Origin of the sequence: Duganella sp. 1411 (genome assembly GCF_017833525.1) — a bacterium.
GTDB lineage: Bacteria > Pseudomonadota > Gammaproteobacteria > Burkholderiales > Burkholderiaceae_D > Rugamonas.
Genome location: NZ_JAFICD010000002.1, coordinates 162,120 through 181,173 on the forward strand (window position 1 = coordinate 162,120; position 19,054 = coordinate 181,173).

Consider the following 19,054-nt stretch of genomic DNA (forward strand, 5'->3'; position numbering starts at 1 on the left):
ATGAGATTCGGTTCCCGGGAGCCCACGACATGCCAGACCCAGCCCGTTCATCCCTGCCTTCGATCCGCTCGCAGATCGCGCTGCTGGTGCTGGCCTGCGCGCTGCCGGCGGCGGTCGGCTTCGGCGCCGTGGTGCGCCAGTTCTACGGCCGCGAACGCACCAACCTGATGGAGGACACGCGCCAGGCTGCGCGCGTGGTGGCCACCGCCATCGACCGCGACCTGATCCAGAGCGAGGGCGCGGCCATGGCGCTGGCCACCTCGCCCAGCGTGCGCGAGATCGACAAGGGCGCGCTGCGGGTCCAGGCCGGCGGCCTGCTGGGGCCGCAGTTCCCGGGGTCGCAATTCCTCATGAGCGACGAGACCGGCATGGTGGTCATGCAGGTGGGCGCGCCGCTGCCCGAGACGTTCAACCAGGTCAACAACAGCAAACGGCTGGCGCCGCTGTTCCAGCGCGCCCGCACCCAGTTGTCGGTCATCTACGTGGCCGGCAGCGCGCTGCTGGCGGTCGACGTGCCGGTGTTCACCGACACCCACCTGGCCTACGCGATCACGGTGCTGGTCAAGCCGGACCGGCTGGCGACCATCCTGCGCGACGAACAGATCAAGCCGTTCCAGACCATGACCTTGTACGACGGCGACGGCACCGTCGTGGCCCAGGCCGGCGGACCGCGCCAGCTGCTCGGCCAGCCGGCCGACCCGACCCTGCGCGCCCGGCTGCTGCAGTCGCCGGACGCGCTGCTGGCCACCGTCGACACCGACGGCACGCCGGTCTACCTGGGCTACAGCCGCTCGCCGGCCAGCGGCGCCACGGTCGCCATCGCCACGCCGCAGGCCACCGCGCTGCAGGAGCTGCTGCGCGCCGTGACCACCATCTCGCTGACCATGGGGCTGGTGATGCTGGCCGGCTTTTCGCTGGCGTGGATGGTCGGCGGGCGCATCGCCCGCTCGGTGCGCGACCTGGTCGGGCCGGCCGAGGCGCTGGCCGGCGGCGCCCCGTTCAGCGTCGAACCGATGAGTTTTCGCGAGGCGCAGGCCGTCGCCGACGCCTTGCGCGCGGTCGAGGGCGACCTGCGGGCGCACCGCCACGAACTGGAAAAGCTGGTCGACGAGCGCACCGCCCAGCTGGAGAAGTCGCGCGCCCAGCTCGAAACCCTGTACGCCACCGCGCCGGTGGGCCTGAGCTACGTCGACAATGAATTGCGGGTGATCCGCATCAACGACTACATGGCCGCGCAGAACGGGCGCGATGTGGCGGCCCACCTGGGCCGCCACATCGCCGACATGATCGACGACCCCGACCTGCGCCAGGGCGTGCTGGCCGACTACCGCGCCGTGCTCGACACGGGCCGGCCGCTGACCGGCATCGAGCGCTGCGGCCGCACGGCGGCCAAGCCCAAGCAGCTGTCGCACTGGGTGCTGAGCTACTACCCGCAGTTCGACCAGCGCGGCCAGATCAGCGCCATCACCAGCCTGCTGCTGGACGTGACGGACCAGAAGCGCGTGGCGGCCGAGCTGCTGCAGTCGCGTCAGTTGTTCAGTTCGGTGGTGGAAAACATGCCGGCGATGATCTTCCTCAAGCGCGCCGACGACCTGCGCTACGCGATGTTCAACCGCTACGGCGCGCTGTTGCTGGGGCGCGCCAGCGGCGAGGAAATGATCGGCAAGAACGACTACGATTTCGTCCCGGCCGAGCAGGCCGACCTGTTCGCCGCCGGCGACCGCGGCGTGCTGGCCTCGCCCCCGGGCGAGATCACCGAGATCGCCGAGGAACCGATCACCACCGTCGGCGGCCAGACGCGCTACCTGACCACCCGCAAGGTGGCGCTGCGCGACGCGCGCGGCGTGGCCACCCACGTGCTGGGCATCGCGCTCGACATCACCGAGCGCAAGCAGGCCAGGGAGGCGCTGCGCGCCACCGTCGAACGGCTGGCGCACAGCGAACAGTTCGTGCGCACCGTGACCGACAACCTGCCCGGCATGGTGGCCTACTGGGACGCCGGCCTGCGCTGCCGCTTCGCCAACCGCTACTTCCTCGAGTGGCACCGGATGGGCGCGGAGCAAATGATCGGCACGCGCATGGACGAGGTGGTCGGCGAGCGCGCCTACGCCGCCAGCGCGCCGCAGGTGCAGGCCGCGCTGCACGGCGAGCCGCAGGGCTTCGCCGGCGAGCTGACCTGGCCGTCGGGCGAGCGCAGCCACACCTGGGTCAACTACATCCCCGACATCGGCCAGCACGGCGAGGTGCGCGGCTTTTTCGTGCTGGTGTCGGATGTGACCGAGCTCAAGGAGACGGAGCTGCACCTGCAGGAATTGAACGTCGAGCTGGTGCAGGCGCGCGACCGCGCCGAGGCCGCCAGCCGCGCCAAGAGCGAGTTCCTGGCCAACATGAGCCACGAGATCCGCACGCCGATGAACGCCATCATCGGCCTGGCCCGGCTGCTGCAGGAGGCGCCGCTGGGCCCGCGCGAGCGCGGCTACCTGGACAAGATCCAGCTGGCCACGCAGTCGCTGCTAAGCCTGGTCAACGACGTGCTGGACTTCTCGCGCGTCGAGGCCGGCCAGCTCGCGCTCGAGCACGCGCAGTTCGGGCTGCAGCATGTGCTCGACACCATCAGCATCCTGATCAGCGGCAGCGCCGCCGACAAGGGCATCGAGCTGGTGTTCGACATCGACCCGCTGCTGCCGACGGCGCTGGCGGGCGATCCGATGCGGCTGCAGCAGGTGCTGCTCAACCTGCTGAGCAACGCGGTCAAGTTCACCGCCGAGGGCGAGGTGGTGCTGTCGGTGCGGCCGGCGGCGGCCATGCGCGCGCACGACCGCGCGCTGCTGGTCGAGTTCCGCGTGCGCGACACCGGCGTCGGCATCCCGGCCGAGCAGCAGGCCCGCATCTTCGACGCCTTCTCGCAGGCCGACAGCAGCACCAGCCGCAAGTTCGGCGGCGCCGGGCTGGGGCTGGCGATCAGCCGCCGGCTGGCCGACATGATGGGCGGCGCGATCGAGGTGCGCAGCGCGCCCGGCCAGGGCGCCGAATTCCTGTTCGCCTGCCCGCTCGAGTGCGTGGCCGCGCCGGCGCCGCCGCCGGTCCCGGCGGCGGCGGCCGGCATCTCGCTGCTGGTGGTCGACGACAGCGCCAGCGTGCGCGCCGCGCTGCGGGCGGCCTGCGACCACCTGGGCTGGGACGCCGCCTTCGCCGCCGACGCCGGCGCCGCGCTGGCGCTGCTGCACCAGCGCCACGACGCCGGCCGGGCCTACCACCTGCTGCTGCTGGACCGCGACATGCCCGGCATGGACGGCCCGGCGCTGCTCGACCACCTGCACGCCAGCATGGCGCTGCCGCTGCCGCCGGTGCTGATGATGGTCAGCGAACACCTGGCGGCGGCCGAGGCCGAGCGCGCCGGCAGCCTGGGACTGGCCGGCATCCTGCCCAAGCCGGTCACCCCGGCGCGCCTGCTCGAACGGGTCGGCGCGCTGCTGGCCGGCGGCGCCCAGGAAGGCGGCCAGGAAGGTGGCCACGGCGGCGACGCGGTGGCGGCGTCGCCGCTGCACGGGCGGCTGGCCGGCATGCGCATCCTGCTGGTCGAGGACAACGAAATCAACCAGGAGGTGGCGCAGTACATCCTGGTGCACGCCGGCGCGCGGGTCGACGTGGTGGGCAACGGCCAGCTGGCGGTGGACGCGCTGGCGGCCGCGCCGGCGCGTTACGACGTGGTGCTGATGGACGTGCAGATGCCCGTGCTCAACGGTTACGACGCGACGGCGGCGCTGCGCGCGGCCGGCCTGAGCTTGCCGGTGGTGGCGATGACGGCCAACGTCATGGAGGACGACCGCCGCCGCGCCCAGCAAGCGGGCATGAACGCCCACGTGGCCAAGCCGATCGACGTCGAGGACCTGATCGCGGTGCTGACGTCGGTGGTGCCGGCGGCGCCAACGGGCCGGGCGCCGGCCGCCGCGCCGCCGGCACAAGCGGATTCGGCGGTTATACCGGCGCCGGCGGCGGACGGGGCCACCCCCGCCCTGCCCGGCATCGACGTCGACGCCGCGCTGGCGCGCCTGGGCGGCGACCGCGAGGCGCTGACCTCGCTGCTGAAGCGTTTCGGGCACTCCCAGGGCGGCACCGTCGCCGAGGTGCGCGCGCTGCTGGCCGGCGGCCAGCGCCAGCCGGCGGCGCAGGCGCTGCACCGGCTGCGCGGCGTGGCCTCCAACCTCGGCGCCGGCGAGGTCGCGCGGCTGGCCGCTGCGGCCGAGGCCGCGCTGCGCGACGGCGGCGACCCGCCCGGCGGCCCGCTGGAAGCGGCGCTCGACGGGCTGGCGGCGGCGCTGGCCATCGTCGTCGACGGCGTGCGCGCGCTCGACGCACAGGCGCGAGATATGTCGCAAGGCAACACTTCCGCGCACGATATGCCGCAAAAGCTGGCGGAGCTGCAAGGTTTGCTTCAGAATAACAACCTGAAGGCTTTGGAGTACTTCCGGGAGCTGCGACCCGCGCTCGCGGCGACGGCGCAGTCGGACGCATTGGCCGACGCGGTCGAGACGCTCGACTTCGCCGCGGCGGGGAAACTGGTGGAGATTATGTTGCAGCGAAAGGAAAGTGCATGAGTTGGACCGACCTGGCCAGGAATGGGCGCATCCTCGTGGTGGACGACGCCATGGAGAACATCCAGATCCTGCACCATGCGCTGCGCGACGAACAGGAGGTGTTGTTCGCGCTCGACGGCGAAAAGGCGCTGGAGATCGCGCTGGCCCAGCAACCGGACCTGATCCTGCTCGACGCCGTCATGCCCGGCATGGACGGTTACGCCGTGTGCGGCGCGCTGCGCGGCTCGCCCCGGCTGCAGGACATCCCGATCATCTTCGTGACCGCGCTGAGCCAGCCGGAGGACGAGACCCGTGCGCTCGAGGCCGGCGCGGTCGACTTCATCAGCAAACCGTTCAACATCGCCGTGGTGCGCGCGCGCGTGCGCAGCCAGCTGACCATCAAGCGCCAGGCCGACGCCATGCGCGAGCTGAGCCTGACGGACGGCCTGACCGGGGTGGCCAACCGGCGCCACTTCAACGACACCATGGTCGCCGAATGGCGCCGCTGCGCGCGCGCCGGCCTGCCGCTGTCGGTGATCATGATCGACATCGACCACTTCAAGCTGTACAACGACCACTACGGCCACCAGGCCGGCGACGCCTGCCTGCAGCAGATCAGCGCGGCGATGAAGGGCTGCGCCGCGCGCCCGCAGGACATGCTGGCGCGTTACGGCGGCGAGGAATTCATCCTGCTGCTGCCGCAGGAGGGCGCCGAGGGCACCAAGGTGGTGGCCGGGCGCATCATGGACGAGGTGCGCAAGCTCCACCTGCCGCACGCGGCGTCGCCGACGGCGCCGCACGTCTCGATCAGCATGGGGCTGGCGACGGCCATGCCGCCGCTCGACAGCCACGACCCCAGCGCCGTCATCCGCGCCGCCGACGCCCGCCTGTACCACGCCAAGCAGACCGGGCGCAACCGCCTGTGCGTCGACCTGGACTGAGCACCAGCCGGCGGCAGGTACTCAGCGCTTGTCACAGCAGCGCGCAAACAGCACTTGCGCCGACTGCGCGGCGGTCTGCCGCTGTTCGGCGCTCAATTCCGCGTACGTCTCGACCTCGAACACCCGGTTGGTGGCACTGAACAGTTCGCCTTTTTGCTGCATGCCCACCATCGCCCACGCGGCCGAAGCAACGAGATCCTTTTGCCCGAACTCATCGGAGCCGCTCAGCTGGGCCGCCAGGAAAGCCGCGTCCCGGTCACCCCGTTCCGCCAGCGCATTGGCCCGCGCCAGCAGCGACTTTCCGTGCTGGCCGAGATCCTGCGGCTGCCCGGGGTTGTCGCGCATTCGCGCCTCGGCCGCCTGTCGCAGCGCCCCGACCTCCTGGCCCAACTCGTAGCTCTGGGCCCCGACATCGCCGGCCTGGGCGGCGGTGTGCATCAAGGCGGGGACGCTCAGCAAGTCGGCCTGGGTGACGTTCTTACATTGCTCTTCTTTTAAGACATTGAACCACTTGGCAAATTCCAGCGCTTCGTTGGACTGGCCGCCGGCGCCTTGCTCGGCCAAGTCTTGCGCGGTATCTTTCTTCGAAGCCTGATAGTCGGCGCACGCCAGATAACGCGTCGCTTTATTGTAGGCCGGGTGCCCCCCGTAATCGGAGTCCTTCAAAGCATATTCTTTTGGATTCAGATTCGCAAAGCGACTGCCATTCTGGGCCAGGATGGCAAACAGGGGCGACCCTTTACCCTGAGGCGCAGGCTGGCCGGACGGCGCGGCCTCCAATTGTGCCTGAGCCTTATTTTGCACGACAGCGACGTCGTCGCCAGCACCAAAGAGCGCGTATCCGATCAATGCGCACAGCGCCACAATACCAAGTCCACGAAACTTTCGTGATTGAAACAACATTTTCATGGCTAACCCTCATGATGACTGCAAGTGGAGCCCGCCAGCCCGGCCGGCGCGACTCCATGTGATCTACCGAATGCTCACGACATTAAGACTTGATGGTGTCATTAATGATCACCATGCCCGCCCTCATGTTCGCGCCATGCCGGTTAAACGACGCCAGTGCCAGGTCAAAATTGGCCGTGGAGTTCGCGTTCCACATCGCCTTCATTGCCGCTTCCATCGCCAGCTGCTCGTTGAGCGTGTTGGTCGTCGCAGTGGCGGCAGTGCTTTTCTGTCCCGGGGTCGCCGTGTTATTCAGGAAATTTTGCGCCTTCGGGATTTCTTTATTGATGGTGTCAAAGGCGAATTTCGAGGCCCAGCCGCAAGCGCTGGCGGCGCCAACCGTGGTCCCGCCCTTGACGATCGCCTTGATGTGCGACGCCGTGGTCGGAGCCGACAGCGGCTTCCAATTGGCGACCAATCCCGCGGCGGTGGTGCCGCAGATGGCGGTGAAAGCCGCCTTGGTCATTGCGCCTTGAGAGTCGCCCATCAGCTTGGTGATCAGAAGGTTGGTTGCGCCGACCGCCCCCCACCCGGCCGAAGCGCGCCAATCGATATATTCCTTGAGCATATTGGCGGTGGTCCAGATGCCGCTCAGACCGATGCGCGTATCCGGCGTCACCGCGTTGGCGCTCGGCACCACCAGCGCGCCGGCCATCACGACGGACATCATCTTGGCGGAAAATTTCCTTTTGCTTTGTATCCATGCATTCATCTTTTTGCCTCTTTAGTTATAGATTACTTGGTTGAACATTGGGTGCGACAGCAATAGGGATAGCGGTGGCCAGCCTCGTTTCTAAATAAGCATGGTTGATGAAATCCTAACTGCGCGCCAATGTTCACATGAAAGTAGTTTCATATCAACGGGCAAAGCGCGCCTTACGTGAAAACCCTTAGTGCGTTTGTTACAACACTTCAGGGAGGAAATTTGGGCGGAAATGTGGTAACGCGCGCGTATCGCGTGCACGATAGAAACGATTCATTGCTGTTATTGCAATTAGCACCTAGAATCGATGCGCTCATTCACACTCGACAAGGAAACCCCGTGCGCACGCCTCGACTTTTCGCCTCCACGCTGTTCACCGTTTTCGTCGGCCTTGCGCCCGTGGCCCACGGCCAGATGCCGGCCCAGGACACGGTCAAGGGCGCCAGGGACCACCCGCTGCTGTCGCGCTTTGACGGCTCCAGGCTGGTCGGCTACGGCGTCAAGGAATTCGACGAAGTGATGCTACCGGCCGGCAAGCGCGTGGCCAACAAGGACGGCAAGGCGGCGTTCGAGAACGCGCTGCAGCTCGAAGGCAAATACACCCGCATCGCCTACAACTATCCGAAGGAGCGCTCGTCGCTGGAGGTCATGCGCAACTACCAGGCCGCGCTCGACAAGGCGGGCCTGAAGGTGCTGTTCAGCTGCGCCAAGGAAACCTGCGGCCCCGACTTCGGCCAGTTCTTCCTCGACAAGCGGGTCGGCGACAACTTCATCAAGGGCGCGGAGGCGAGCTGGTCGCCGTTCAACTACGGCCGCAACGACAGCCGCTACGTGCTGGCCAAGGGCACGCGCCCGGACGGCTCGCTGGTGCACGTGGGCGTGTACGTGGTGGCGCCGGTGCAGGACCAGATCGGCGGCGCGTATGTGGAGATCGTCGAGGCCAAGGCCATGGAGGGCGGCAAGGTCTCGGCCAGCCTGAACGCGGCCGACATGGCCAAGGGCATCGCCGCCGAGGGCAAGGTGGCGGTGTACGGCGTCTTTTTCGACACCGACAAGGCCGAGGTGAAAGCCGAATCGAAGGCGGCGCTGGGCGAAATGGCCAAGCTGCTGCAGCAGGACCCGAAACTCAAAGTGTACGTGGTCGGCCACACCGACAACCAGGGCGTGCTGGCGCACAACGTCGAGCTGTCGCAAAAACGCGCCGACGCGGTGGTCAAGGCGCTGGCGGCGGACTACAAGATCGACGCCAGGCGGCTCAGCGCCAAGGGGGTGGCGTCGTACTCGCCGGTGGCCTCGAACGACGCCGACGCCGGCCGCGAGAAGAACCGCCGGGTCGAGCTGGTCAAGCAATAAATCCAAAACTAAACCACGTGGGGCGGCTTGGCGCAAAGCGCGTAATCCGCCAAGCGCCGCCGACGCGCGATGAGCTCCACGCCAACGAAAAATCGTGGCGGTTCGGTTTGACTTGGGGTTTTATCGATGACAGACCGCTTCCGCACCCCTTAGCGGTCAGTCATAATTCCATAAAGCGGCTGCTCAAAGTGTTCGGTCAGCTGCGCCTTTAGGTGCCCTGCGGATCAGGGTGATTAGCCAATGCTTTCAAACGAAATCTTCCTGGGCTTTGCCCCGTTATGCGTTTGAATGCAGAATTAAATGCAGTATCAGAACTGTAACCGACTCTTTCTGCTACTCTCGTCAGACTCACTCCATTCCTTAATTCCGACCTAGCAACTGTCATTCTCCAACGCAGCAGATAATCAAGTGGCGAGAAGCCTACTAATTTTTTGAAGCGTTGGGTAAAAACAGTGCGTGACATCCCAATTCCGCTTGCAAGATCATTCACAGTCCACCGTTTAGCGATATCTCCATGCATCAGCGAAAGAGCAGTTCCGATTTGTTTATCTCTGATCGCACAAAGCCAGCCAGTGTTTAGAGGCATAGCGGCAAGGTGTGCCCGCAAAATGTGGATTAATACTAGGTTGGCGATGCCCGTCGCAGCGATTGTGGAACCCGGCCGAATTGTCCCAGTTTCGTCGGCGAGAAGATCAAGGATTGCTTTAAGTGACGTGGCGGATGGTGATGTTGCTGGCATACGGATTAGCGGTGGAAGCTGTTTTAGCAATACTTCGCTTGTGTCATCATCGAAGGTAAACCTTCCCCCGCTCACCACGACCTTTCCTACTCCATCACCATAGCGAACTACTTCGTCTTTTCCTAGATACTCATCGAAGATTTGCCGACCATCCAACGGCTCTTTTTTAAGGTCAGTTGCGGCGTAATATGACAAACCATCAGTTAGCAGATAGAAGTCACCACGTTCGAATTTTATCGGTGCTGAGGACCCTTCACACCGCAGCCAAAACGATCCTTCCAGCACTGCACCGAATTTTATGTGGCGATATGCAGGAAAGCGCATTGCCCAAGAGCCGGAGCCCTCAAAGCGCGCAGAAAGAACGCTGCGAACTTTGAGCATAGAAAGAACATCTGAAAGCGGATCCAATGCGCGACCGATCTAATAGAAATAACGTTGTTTCGATTATAGATCAGTTTGAAAAATAGTGTCATGCTGACCTCCATACAATTTGGAGGAACTATGAAATATGCTCAACTTGGCAATACTGGTGTTTTCGTTTCACGTCTATGTCTGGGAGGAATGACTTTCGGAGGGAGTGAAAACGCGGTTACTACCGCTATCGGGCGATTATCGCAGGACGAAACCGACAAGATCGTGATGCAGGCACTCGACGCTGGCATCAATTTTATCGACACGGCTGACGTGTATGGGGGCGGGGCGTCGGAACAGAGGTTGGGCGAGGCGTTGAAAGGGCGCCGCCATGATGTCGTGCTAGCGACAAAAATGAGCGGCCGCGTGGGGCCCGGTCCCAATCAAATTGGTCAGTCCCGTCTGCATATCGTGGAAGCCCTTGAAGGCAGCTTGAAGCGGTTGCAAACAGATCACATCGATCTATATCAGATCCATAATTTCGATCCGCTTGTCCCATTGGACGATGTGATGCGAACGCTCGACGATGTCGTTCGCCAAGGCAAGGTACGATATATCGGTTGCTCTAACTTCGCAGCCTGGCAGCTGATGAAGGCTTTAGGTATTTCCGAGCGAAACGGCTACGCACGGTTCGCATCAATCCAATCCTTCTATTCGCTGGCGGCTCGTGATATCGAGCGAGAGCTAATTCCGGCACTCGACGATCAGAAGCTTGGCCTGCTGTGCTGGAGCCCATTGGCAGGAGGGTTGCTCTCTGGCAAATTTGATCGGACCGGCTCGACTGACCCGAATTCGCGTCGGGCAAAAATCCAGTTTCCTCCAGTGGATGAAGCAAAGGCATTCGATATCATCGACGTACTGAAGACTATCGCGGCGCGTCACGACACCAGCGCTGCGCAGGTCGCCCTAGCCTGGCTTCTGGCACAGCCGCAGGTCACCAGTGTCATCTCTGGCGTCAAACGTCCAGATCAACTTGCCGACAACCTCGCGGCGATGGATCTGGTGCTGGACCATGACGACGTGGTCCAGCTTGACGAAGTGAGCCACTCTGCGCCCTCCTACCCTGGCTGGATTCAAACTTATAACGCCAAAGGACGGGTTCCGAATGGGGAAGCATTTGATGGTAAATCGTGGCAATTGGGCGAAAAACCTATCTGAATACAAATAAAGTCAGTGCCAATCTAATAATCAGTTATGAACACGCTCGAGGCAAATAATGTGAACGGCACTGACAAAGGGCGATACTGGAAGGACCGCTCCTGGCCGGTTGGCGACGGCCAGTTATGCTAAGTGGAGCAGCGATGGCCTCCGGCCAGCTCGCCCCCGGGTGCTCAGCCCCGCTTCCTCGCGACCAATCCTATCAGGCCCAAGCCGGCGAGCATCATCGCCAGCACTTCGGCCTCGGGAACCGCGCTCACGCTCCAGGTCAAAGTCGACGGCGTACCAAAGAAAAAAGTCTGCGTGCCGTCGGCCTGGTTATTCAGGAAGCCGGAATACGCGACGGCGTCGGGGACCGAGGAGAAGTCACGCGGTTGGGCAAAATCCAGGCCGTTGAGGAACGGCCGGACACGGGAAACGATATCGTTCCCCGCATACATAAAATTACCGTTCAAGGAGTTCACGCCTTGGCTAAAAAGCCCGGCCTGATCCTGAGGGAAACCAAGCGCGAAATAATTCACCAGATAAGCGCTCGCCGCGCCATACACCATCTTCCAGGAATAACTTTGCCCACCGACGCTGGTTTCGCCAAAGACGCTCACTGTCTGGTTCACGCCGCTCACCGAATTGATACCAGGGCCGAGGTCGTCAGCCGCCAGCGACGACGTATCCACCGTCATCCGCATCGAATATGACTTGCCGGCCAAATCGACATCGGACTTGAATAATCCCGCCTCATCACGGCCATCGGATATGGTTCCCACTGCATTCATGGTGATCACGGTGGCGTTGGCGGACGACCACATGGCAAAAGCCATCAGTAAAGTTCCGGTTACGCGCTTAGCTAAGGTGGACATGTTGAGTTTGACCGTTGGCCTGTTATTGAGAGGAATTTAATTATAATTTATCTTAATACATCAACTCCAATAACTAATACATCAACACCGATAACTTATACGCCATCGCGACCGTCTGTTGCTACCGCCGGGTCGAGCTGGTCAAGCAGGGACAACTGCTTCGCATCGCCATTTCTATACGAGGCGCCCGGTTACGGCCAGACACCTTGTATGTTTTCCCGAATAAAAAAGTTCCATTGCCAGACATACGGCACGCAGGCGGTAGCGGTTCTACTCCACCTTGCGCGAAAACCGCTTGGCCTGGCGCGACGGCATCTGCGCGTTCAGGAACGCCACCGTCACATCCACCGTCGGCTGCAGCCACGGATCGAACATCCAGAACGAATGCGGCGTATCCGGCAGCAGCACCACCTTGCTGGGCACGCGCAGCTGCGTCATCTTCTCGACCATCTCGTCCCGGCCGACGGCGAAACGCGGCTGCGCGCTGCCGATGAACAGGATAGGCGGCATGCTCGAATTGACATACTGGATCGGCGACGCCTCGCGCCACAACGCCGTCTTCTCGGCGTAACGCCCGCCGAACCAATAGCCGGCCGCCGAGATGCTCTTCTTCGGATCGTCCTCGTTGACCCGCGCCGCCTCCGACGTGAAATCGGACAGGCCGTCGATATTGACCACCGCCTGCACGGCGCTGGAGACGTCGCTGCCCGCCGCGCCGGGATCGAACTGGTTCAGATGCCCGGTCACGCCGGCCAGGCTGGCGATCTGCCCGCCGGCCGAGCCGCCCGCCAGCGCGATGCGGCGCGGATCGAGCCCGTAGTCGCCGGCGTGCTCGCGCACCCAGCGCACCGCCGCGCGCACGTCGTGCACCGCCGCCGGATACATCGCCTCCCCCGCCAGCCGGTAGCTGATGGTGACCGACGCGTAGCCGTTGCGCGCCAGCCGCAAGGCCATCGGCACGAACTCCGAGCGGAAGCCGGAGCGCCAGCCGCCGCCATGGACGAACACCACCACCGGCAAATCCTGCTGGGCGGACGCCGGCAGATACATGTCGAGCTTCAGGCAGCGGGTGCCGTATTGCGCATACGTCTGGTCCGCAACCAGGCGCACGTCGGCCGGCACCGCCGCGCTGGCGATGCGGATCTGCGGGTACTTGGGCGCCAGCTTGTCGTAGGTGTGCTGTGCGTCGTAGGTGTTGGTGGGGTCGGTCGTCGGCTCGACGCATTCCTCGGCGTGGACCACGGCGTGCGCCAGCAGCGCGGCGCAAGCCGCCGTAAACAAATAGCGAACGGCGCGCATCATGAATGCTGCCCGAAACCGCGCTGCGCGATAAACCGTTCGAGGTGATGGTCGACGTCGCCCAACGTCAGTTCGATCGTCGTCAAGCGCTTGAAGTGGTGCGCGGCCGGCAGTTCGTCGGTCACGCCCATGCCGCCGTGCAGCTGCACCGCCTGCTGGCCGATGAACTTGGCCGCGTGGCCTATCCTCACCTTGGCCGCCGACACCACGCGCCGCCGCTCCTCGATGTCGCCGCAGGACATGCGCGCCGCCGCCAGCATCGCCATCGAGCGCGCCTGCTCCAGGTGGATGTACATGTCGGCCATGCGGTGCTGCACCGCCTGGAAGCTGCCGATCGGCGTACCGAACTGCTTGCGCGTCTTCAGATAGTCGAGCGTGGCGGAAAACAGCGCGTCCATCACCCCCAGCGCCTCGGCGCACAGTAGCGCGGTGCCGTAATCGGCCGCCTCGTCGAGCATCTCGCAGCCGCCGCCCAACTTGCTCAGCAGCGCCGTCGCCGGCACCGCCACATGGCTGAACTGCACCGTCGCCGCGCGCAGGCCGTCGATGGTGCGGTAGTCGCGCACGGTCACGCCGGGCGTATCGGTCCGCACCACGAACAGGCTGATGCCGTTGGGGTCGCGCTGGGCGCCGGCGCTGCGGGCCGAGACGATCAAGGCGTCGGCCTGGCCGCCGTGGATCACCACCGTCTTGGTGCCGTCGATGCGGTAACCCTCGCCGTTGATGCCGGCGATGGTCTTGATGTCGGCCAGGTCGTGGCGCGACTGTTTTTCGCCGAGCGCGCAGGCCAGCTTCAATTCACCCTTGGCGACATCCTCCAGCAGGCGGTGCTGGTTGCCGGCCAGCGCCAGGAAGCGCGCGCCCCACACGGTGGAAAAGTACGGCTCCACCACCAGGCCGCGCCCCAGCTCCTGCATCACCACCAGCATGTCGACGGCGTCGCCGTTAAAGCCGCCCTGCGCCTCCGGCACGGGCAAGGCCAGCATGCCCAATTCGGTCAGCGTGTTCCAGGCGACGTCGGAGACGCCGGTGGCCGAGTGCACGATCCGCTGGCGCACATCGAAACCGTAGTCCTTGTCGATCCAGCGACGCAGGGCATCGGCGAACTGCAACTGCTCTTCTTTGAAATTGAAATCCATGCCGTTCCCTCACAGTCCCAGGATCATCTGGGTGATGATGTTCTTCTGTATTTCGTTGGTGCCGCCGTAGATCGACGTCTTGCGGAAATTGAAGTAGTAGGCCGCCAGCGGCGCGGCGGCGTCGTCGCCGGTGACGGCGTGGTCGGCGCGCCCCTCCAGATAATCGAGGTCGAAGGCCAGCGCGTCCGGCCCCAGCGCCTCGACCATCAACTCGGTCAGCATCTGCTGGATCTCGGTGCCGCGCACCTTCAGCAGCGACGCCTCCGGTCCCGGCGTGTGCGATTCGCGCGTGATCACGCGCAGCACCGTCGTCTCCAGCGCCATCAACTCGATCTCCAGGTTGGCCACCTTGGCGGCGAACACCGGGTCCTGCAGCAGCGGCTTGCCGTGCTTGAAGTGCTCGGACGCGATCTTCTTGAGGAACAGCAGCTCGCGCTTGGAGCGGCCGACGGCGGCGATGCCGGTGCGCTCGTGGCCCAGCAGATATTTGGCGTAGGTCCAGCCCTTGTTTTCCTGGCCGATCAGGTTCTGCACCGGCACCTTGACGTTGTCGAAGAAGACCTCGTTGACCTCATGGTCCTCGTCGAGCATGACGATCGGGCGCACGGTGATGCCCGGCGAGTCCATGTCGATCAGCAGGAACGAGATGCCCTCCTGCTTGCGCACCGTGGCATCGGTGCGCACCAGGCAGAAGATCATGTCGGCATGCTGGGCCAAGGTGGTCCAGGTCTTCTGGCCGTTGACGATGTAGTGGTCGCCCACGCGCTCGGCGGTGGTCTTGAGCGACGCCAGGTCCGAGCCGGAACCGGGCTCGGAGTAGCCCTGGCACCACCAGTCCTCGCAATTGAGGATGCGCGGCAGATAGTAGGCTTTTTGCGCGTCGTTACCGAAGGCCATGATGACCGGCGCCACCATGTTGACGCCGAACGGCAGGATGGGCGGCGTGCCGGCGCGGCCGCACTCCTCTTCCCAGATGTGGCGCTGCGTCTGCGTCCAGCCGGGGCCGCCGTATTCGACCGGCCACGACGGCGCGGCCCAGCCCTGGTTGGCGACGATCTGGTGCCAGCGCACGTAATCGCGGCGGCCCAGGCGCAAATGGTTGCGCACCTTTTTTTGCAAGTCCGCTGGCAGGTTGGCGTCGAGAAAAGCCCGCACCATGTCGCGGAAGGCCAGATCCGCCGCCGTGTAATTCAAATCCATGCTGTCTCCATGTTGGATGCCGCCAAAAAGCACGATCGTTCAAATAATTCTACCCCAATCCGCCACGCCACAGGGCGCATTTACATAGGGCGACGGAATCGGCGGCTTTGTTCACTGCGCCGGGATTTTCTTTACCACCGTGTTGAGCGGTGTCAGCACCTGGCCGGCGTGATCGCGCGGCAGCATGACGGCCACCGCCTCGCCGCTGTCCTTGTCGACCAGCAGCGAGTGCGGCTCGCCGTCGGCGAACAGATTGCGCTCGCCCCACTGGCGCAGCGCCACCACCACCGGGAACAGGCTTGCGCCCTTGGGCGTGAGCACGTATTGCTGGTACGAGGTGCCGTCGGAGGCCGGCTGCACTTCCAGCACGCCCTCCGCGACCAGGGTGCTCAGGCGGTCCGAAAGAATATTCTTCGCCACCCCCAGGTTGCGCTGGAAATCGCTGAAGCGGCGGATGCCGTCGAAGGCGTCGCGCACGATCAGCATCGACCAACGGTCGCCGACCAGATCGAGCGAGCGCGCCACCGGACAGGCATCGTCCTGCATCGACTTACGTTTTGGCATCGATCCCTCCTTACAAGCACATGCTTAACTTCGTGGTTGCATTTTAAAACCAGAATGGCTAGACTTCAACTAGTTTTAATTTGCAACCACTTTGAGGAGCCCATGTCATCCCAGTCCATGCCCCGCGCCGTGGTCGCGCTGTTCGCCTGCGCTAGCGGGCTCAGCGTCGCCAACGTCTACTACGCCCAGCCGCTGCTCGACGCGCTGGCCGCCGACTTCGCCATCGGCCGTGCCGCCATCGGCGCCGTCATCACCGTCACGCAGGCCGGCAGCGTGCTGGCCCTGCTGCTGTTGGTGCCGCTGGGCGACCTGCTGCCGCGCAGACGCCTGATGCTGGCGCAATTGCTGGCGTTGACGGCCGCCCTCGCCTGCGTCAGCGTCGCGCGCGGCGCGGCGGCGCTGATGGCGGGCATGCTGGCCGTCGGCATGCTGGGCACGGCCATGACGCAAGGCCTGATCGCCTACGCGGCCAGCGCCTCGGCCGACGCCGAGCGCGGACGCGTGGTCGGCGCCGCGCAAGGCGGCGTGGTGGCCGGATTGCTGCTGGCGCGCGCGCTGGCCGGCTTGGTCGCCGACCTGGCCGGCTGGCGCGCCGTCTACGGCGGTTCGGCCCTGGCGATGATCGCGATGGCGGCGCTGCTGTGGCGTACATTGCCCGCGCTGCCCGTGCCGGTGCGGCCGCTGCCTTATCCGCGGTTGATCGCCTCGATGCTCACCTTGCTGCGGCGCGACCGCGTGTTGCGGGTGCGCGGCACGATCGCCATGTTGATGTTCGCCGCGTTCAGCATCCTGTGGAGCGCGCTGGTGCTGCCGCTCGGCGCGCCGCCGTTCGAGTACTCGCACACGGCCGTGGGCGCGTTCGGGCTGGTGGGTCTGGCCGGCACGCTGGCCGCCGCGCGCGCCGGCCACTGGGCCGACCGCGGCCACGCACAAAAGGTCAGCGCGGGCGCGCTGCTGTTGATCTTGCTGGCATGGCTGCCGCTGGCGATGTTCAGCTTCAGCACCGGGACGATGGCGCTGGCGTCGCTGATCGCCGGCATCCTGGCGCTCGACCTGGGCGTGCAAGCGCTGCAGGTGACCAACCAGAGCATGATTTTCCGCGCGAGTTCGGAAGCGCACAGCCGGCTGGTGGGTTGCTACATGCTGTTTTACGCGGTCGGCAGCGGCTGCGGCGCCATCGCCGCGACGTCGGTGTACGCGGTCGCCGGCTGGACCGGCGTGTGCGCGCTGGGCGCCACAGTCAGCGCGGCGGCGCTGCTGTTCTGGGCCGGCACGCTGGAGAAGCGGCCGCCACCGCCGTGACGGCCGCCGAGCCGGCGCGGGCCTACTTCATCGTGTAGGTCTGCGGGGCGGTGTCGACGGCATAGTTATTCGCCGTGTCCCAGTAGGTGAAGCTGTAGCGCACCACGTCGCCGACCTTCAGGCCGCTGGCCGTGTAGCTGTTGACGCCACCGCTTTGCGCCATGCGGACATTCAACTGGCCGCCGCCGTTGACGGTGTAATGGACGTCGGCCCAGGCGCTCGAATTCCACGCGAATTTCAGCATCGTCGCGCTGGTTTGGGTGACGGCGGGCGTCGGGGTCGGCGTCGGGGTTGGCGTTGGCGTTGGCGTCGGAGTGGGCGTTGGCGTCGGAGTTGGGGTCGGCGTAGGCGTCGGTGTCGGCGTTGGCGTTGGGGTAGCCACGCCGGTATCCCAAATGATGTCGTCGATCGCCATCTGGAAGGCCGAGCTGGGCAACGCAGCGCCATCGCTGGCGATCTGGAACAAGTCCAGCATCGACTGCAAGGCCACCTTGGTGCCGGCCAGGTCGGCCACCGGTATCGTCGCCGTGCCCCACTCGCCGTTGCGCGTCAGCCCGTAAGTGGTGGCGTTGGCGGGAAACTTCACCGCGTTCTGGTTGGTGTAGGTATCCTGCACGCCGATGGTGAAGGCGACGTTGGCCGGGATCTTGAGCTTAAGCTTGACCGTGCCGTTGCGGAAACCGCTCATGTCGCGCGCCTGGCGCGACTGCACGCTGCCGCCGAACCACTGCCCGGGCGTGTTATAGCTCCACGACATCGAGTTGGCGCCCTCGAACGGCGGCAAGGTGCCGCCCGACACCGACGCCGTGTTCCACACATAGATATCGGACGACGTGCCCGCCACCAGCTTGTTGTTGACCACGGTGTTATCGGTGAACACGCCGAACTTGCCCACCTCCGGCACCGACTGGTTGCCCAGCTTGACCGAGCCCTTGCCGTCGAGCTGGTAGACGCGCACGTAATCGACATACATGGTGCCCGGCAGCGGCGCCGTCACCTGCGCCGGCGTGGCCGCGTCGGTGAAGTTGCCGCCCACGGCCAGATTCAGCAGCAGATAGAACGGCGCCTGCAGCGCGGTCGAATTGACCGACAGCGGATTCTGGTACATGTCGCGCTCGACGCCGTTGTCGATGACGGTAAAGCGCATCTGCGACTCGGTCCAATACAAGCGGTAGATGACGAAGCGGTTGGCCAGCGACTGGGTCGGCGTGTACCAGTTCTTGGTCTGCCACGCGGTCGACGCCGCGCAGCTCTCGTTGCCCGGCACACAAGCGGCCTGCTGCCACGTGATGACGTTGGAGCCGACGAAATTATCGGCGCCCGGCGTCGGCGAACCGGCCGCCGCCCGGCCGCTGGCCTTGTGGCCCATCTCCATGATATCGATCTCGCCGTTGCGCGGCCACGTCTGCGGGCTCACGCCCAGCATCCATGCGGCCGGCCACAGACCGGTGCCCAGCGGCGGCGTCGACATGCGCACCTCGACCATGCCGTACTGCACCTGCACCTTGCCGAAGGTATCGACCTTGCCGGACGTGAAGACGTTGCTGCCGACCGTCTCGTTGCGCGCCTGGATCGCCAGCGCGCGCGTGTTCGGCTCGAACGGCACGTTGACGATCGACAGGTTGTTCGGGCTGTAGTACTCGAGCTCCTGGTTGCCGTAGCCGCACAGGTTGATCTGGCAACCGTTGCCGTTGACGGCCGACCACACGCCGCTATTGAGCGTCGTGCCGTTGAACTCGTCGGACCACAACAGCGTGCCGATGACGGGGCTGGTGACGCTGGCCGACACCGGCGCGCCATAGGCCAGCGCGATGCTGGTGGCGACGGCGGACAGAACGAATTTCTGTTTTTTCACAATGACTC

At 64.8% G+C, this 19,054-nt stretch carries 14 protein-coding genes; 5 read left to right on the top strand and 9 right to left on the bottom strand.

What is annotated here, in order from left to right; genetic code table 11:
- Window positions 1–29: 29 nt before the first annotated feature.
- Entirely contained in the window at window positions 30–4,598 is a 4,569-nt protein-coding gene (locus tag JOD97_RS33120) for a PAS domain-containing protein (protein ID WP_209717789.1), read from the top strand.
- A complete protein-coding gene (locus tag JOD97_RS12420; RefSeq protein ID WP_209717792.1) occupies window positions 4,595–5,518 on the top strand; it encodes a diguanylate cyclase domain-containing protein in 924 nt (307 codons plus the stop codon). Before JOD97_RS33120 ends, JOD97_RS12420 begins: the two co-directional genes overlap by 4 nt.
- Window positions 5,519–5,539: 21 nt before the next feature.
- Here JOD97_RS12420 and JOD97_RS12425 read toward each other — a convergent pair whose 3' ends face one another.
- Together JOD97_RS12425 and JOD97_RS12430 are read right to left on the bottom strand one after the other, a co-directional pair.
- Window positions 5,540–6,427: a hypothetical protein gene (locus JOD97_RS12425; RefSeq protein WP_209717795.1), complete on the bottom strand. Its 888-nt coding sequence runs from the start codon at window positions 6,425–6,427 to the stop codon at window positions 5,540–5,542.
- Between the two features lie 82 nt (window positions 6,428–6,509).
- Window positions 6,510–7,178 carry a hypothetical protein gene (locus tag JOD97_RS12430; protein WP_209717798.1) on the bottom strand — a complete coding sequence of 223 codons (669 nt, stop codon included), beginning with the start codon at window positions 7,176–7,178 and terminating at the stop codon, window positions 6,510–6,512.
- 330 nt (window positions 7,179–7,508) lie between these two features.
- Here JOD97_RS12430 and JOD97_RS12435 point away from each other — a divergent pair, with 330 nt between their 5' ends.
- Window positions 7,509–8,522, top strand: coding sequence for an OmpA family protein (locus JOD97_RS12435; protein WP_373999842.1), 1,014 nt, complete (start codon window positions 7,509–7,511; stop codon window positions 8,520–8,522).
- A 208-nt stretch (window positions 8,523–8,730) separates the two neighbouring features.
- Here the strand turns inward: JOD97_RS12435 and JOD97_RS12440 are convergent, their stop codons facing one another.
- The gene (locus JOD97_RS12440) at window positions 8,731–9,669 is read right to left on the bottom strand and encodes an AraC family transcriptional regulator (protein ID WP_209717801.1); all 939 of its coding nucleotides are present in this window, start codon (window positions 9,667–9,669) and stop codon (window positions 8,731–8,733) included.
- Window positions 9,670–9,762: 93 nt separating this feature from the next.
- Here JOD97_RS12440 and JOD97_RS12445 point away from each other — a divergent pair, with 93 nt between their 5' ends.
- Window positions 9,763–10,830, top strand: a complete 1,068-nt coding sequence (locus JOD97_RS12445) for an aldo/keto reductase (protein WP_209717803.1) — start codon at window positions 9,763–9,765, stop codon at window positions 10,828–10,830.
- Window positions 10,831–11,003: 173 nt separating this feature from the next.
- On the opposite strand, the gene JOD97_RS12450 is transcribed toward JOD97_RS12445, so the two are convergent.
- From JOD97_RS12450 to JOD97_RS12470, 5 genes are all read right to left on the bottom strand, one after another.
- Window positions 11,004–11,648, bottom strand: coding sequence for a PEP-CTERM sorting domain-containing protein (locus tag JOD97_RS12450; protein ID WP_209717806.1), 645 nt, complete (start codon window positions 11,646–11,648; stop codon window positions 11,004–11,006).
- A gap of 309 nt (window positions 11,649–11,957) precedes the next feature.
- Complete coding sequence (locus tag JOD97_RS12455; protein ID WP_229264419.1) at window positions 11,958–12,989, bottom strand: alpha/beta hydrolase; 1,032 nt, start codon at window positions 12,987–12,989, stop codon at window positions 11,958–11,960.
- Window positions 12,986–14,125: an acyl-CoA dehydrogenase family protein gene (locus JOD97_RS12460; RefSeq protein WP_209717808.1), complete on the bottom strand. Its 1,140-nt coding sequence runs from the start codon at window positions 14,123–14,125 to the stop codon at window positions 12,986–12,988. The genes JOD97_RS12455 and JOD97_RS12460 overlap by 4 nt, the downstream gene beginning before the upstream one ends.
- A gap of 9 nt (window positions 14,126–14,134) precedes the next feature.
- Entirely contained in the window at window positions 14,135–15,325 is a 1,191-nt protein-coding gene (locus tag JOD97_RS12465) for an acyl-CoA dehydrogenase family protein (RefSeq protein ID WP_209717811.1), read from the bottom strand.
- 111 nt (window positions 15,326–15,436) lie between these two features.
- Window positions 15,437–15,889 (bottom strand): helix-turn-helix domain-containing protein, encoded by a 453-nt coding sequence (locus JOD97_RS12470; RefSeq protein WP_209717814.1) that lies wholly within the window; start codon window positions 15,887–15,889, stop codon window positions 15,437–15,439.
- A 102-nt stretch (window positions 15,890–15,991) separates the two neighbouring features.
- Between JOD97_RS12470 and JOD97_RS12475 the strand changes: the two genes are divergently transcribed.
- The gene (locus tag JOD97_RS12475; RefSeq protein WP_209717817.1) at window positions 15,992–17,191 is read left to right on the top strand and encodes an MFS transporter; all 1,200 of its coding nucleotides are present in this window, start codon (window positions 15,992–15,994) and stop codon (window positions 17,189–17,191) included.
- Between the two features lie 22 nt (window positions 17,192–17,213).
- Here the strand turns inward: JOD97_RS12475 and JOD97_RS12480 are convergent, their stop codons facing one another.
- Window positions 17,214–19,046, bottom strand: coding sequence for a glycoside hydrolase family 16 protein (locus tag JOD97_RS12480; RefSeq protein WP_209717820.1), 1,833 nt, complete (start codon window positions 19,044–19,046; stop codon window positions 17,214–17,216).
- Window positions 19,047–19,054: the final 8 nt, after the last annotated feature.

What these genes read in the sequence shown, in the direction of transcription:
- JOD97_RS33120 (WP_209717789.1), top strand. Translation starts at nt 30, where the DNA reads ATGCCAGACCCAGCCCGTTCATCCCTGCCTTCGATCCGCTCGCAGATC.
- JOD97_RS12420 (WP_209717792.1), top strand. Translation starts at nt 4,595, where the DNA reads ATGAGTTGGACCGACCTGGCCAGGAATGGGCGCATCCTCGTGGTGGAC.
- JOD97_RS12425 (WP_209717795.1), bottom strand. Translation starts at nt 6,427, where the DNA reads ATGAAAATGTTGTTTCAATCACGAAAGTTTCGTGGACTTGGTATTGTG.
- JOD97_RS12430 (WP_209717798.1), bottom strand. Translation starts at nt 7,178, where the DNA reads ATGAATGCATGGATACAAAGCAAAAGGAAATTTTCCGCCAAGATGATG.
- JOD97_RS12445 (WP_209717803.1), top strand. Translation starts at nt 9,763, where the DNA reads ATGAAATATGCTCAACTTGGCAATACTGGTGTTTTCGTTTCACGTCTA.
- JOD97_RS12450 (WP_209717806.1), bottom strand. Translation starts at nt 11,648, where the DNA reads ATGGCTTTTGCCATGTGGTCGTCCGCCAACGCCACCGTGATCACCATG.
- JOD97_RS12455 (WP_229264419.1), bottom strand. Translation starts at nt 12,989, where the DNA reads ATGATGCGCGCCGTTCGCTATTTGTTTACGGCGGCTTGCGCCGCGCTG.
- JOD97_RS12460 (WP_209717808.1), bottom strand. Translation starts at nt 14,125, where the DNA reads ATGGATTTCAATTTCAAAGAAGAGCAGTTGCAGTTCGCCGATGCCCTG.
- JOD97_RS12465 (WP_209717811.1), bottom strand. Translation starts at nt 15,325, where the DNA reads ATGGATTTGAATTACACGGCGGCGGATCTGGCCTTCCGCGACATGGTG.
- JOD97_RS12470 (WP_209717814.1), bottom strand. Translation starts at nt 15,889, where the DNA reads ATGCCAAAACGTAAGTCGATGCAGGACGATGCCTGTCCGGTGGCGCGC.
- JOD97_RS12475 (WP_209717817.1), top strand. Translation starts at nt 15,992, where the DNA reads ATGTCATCCCAGTCCATGCCCCGCGCCGTGGTCGCGCTGTTCGCCTGC.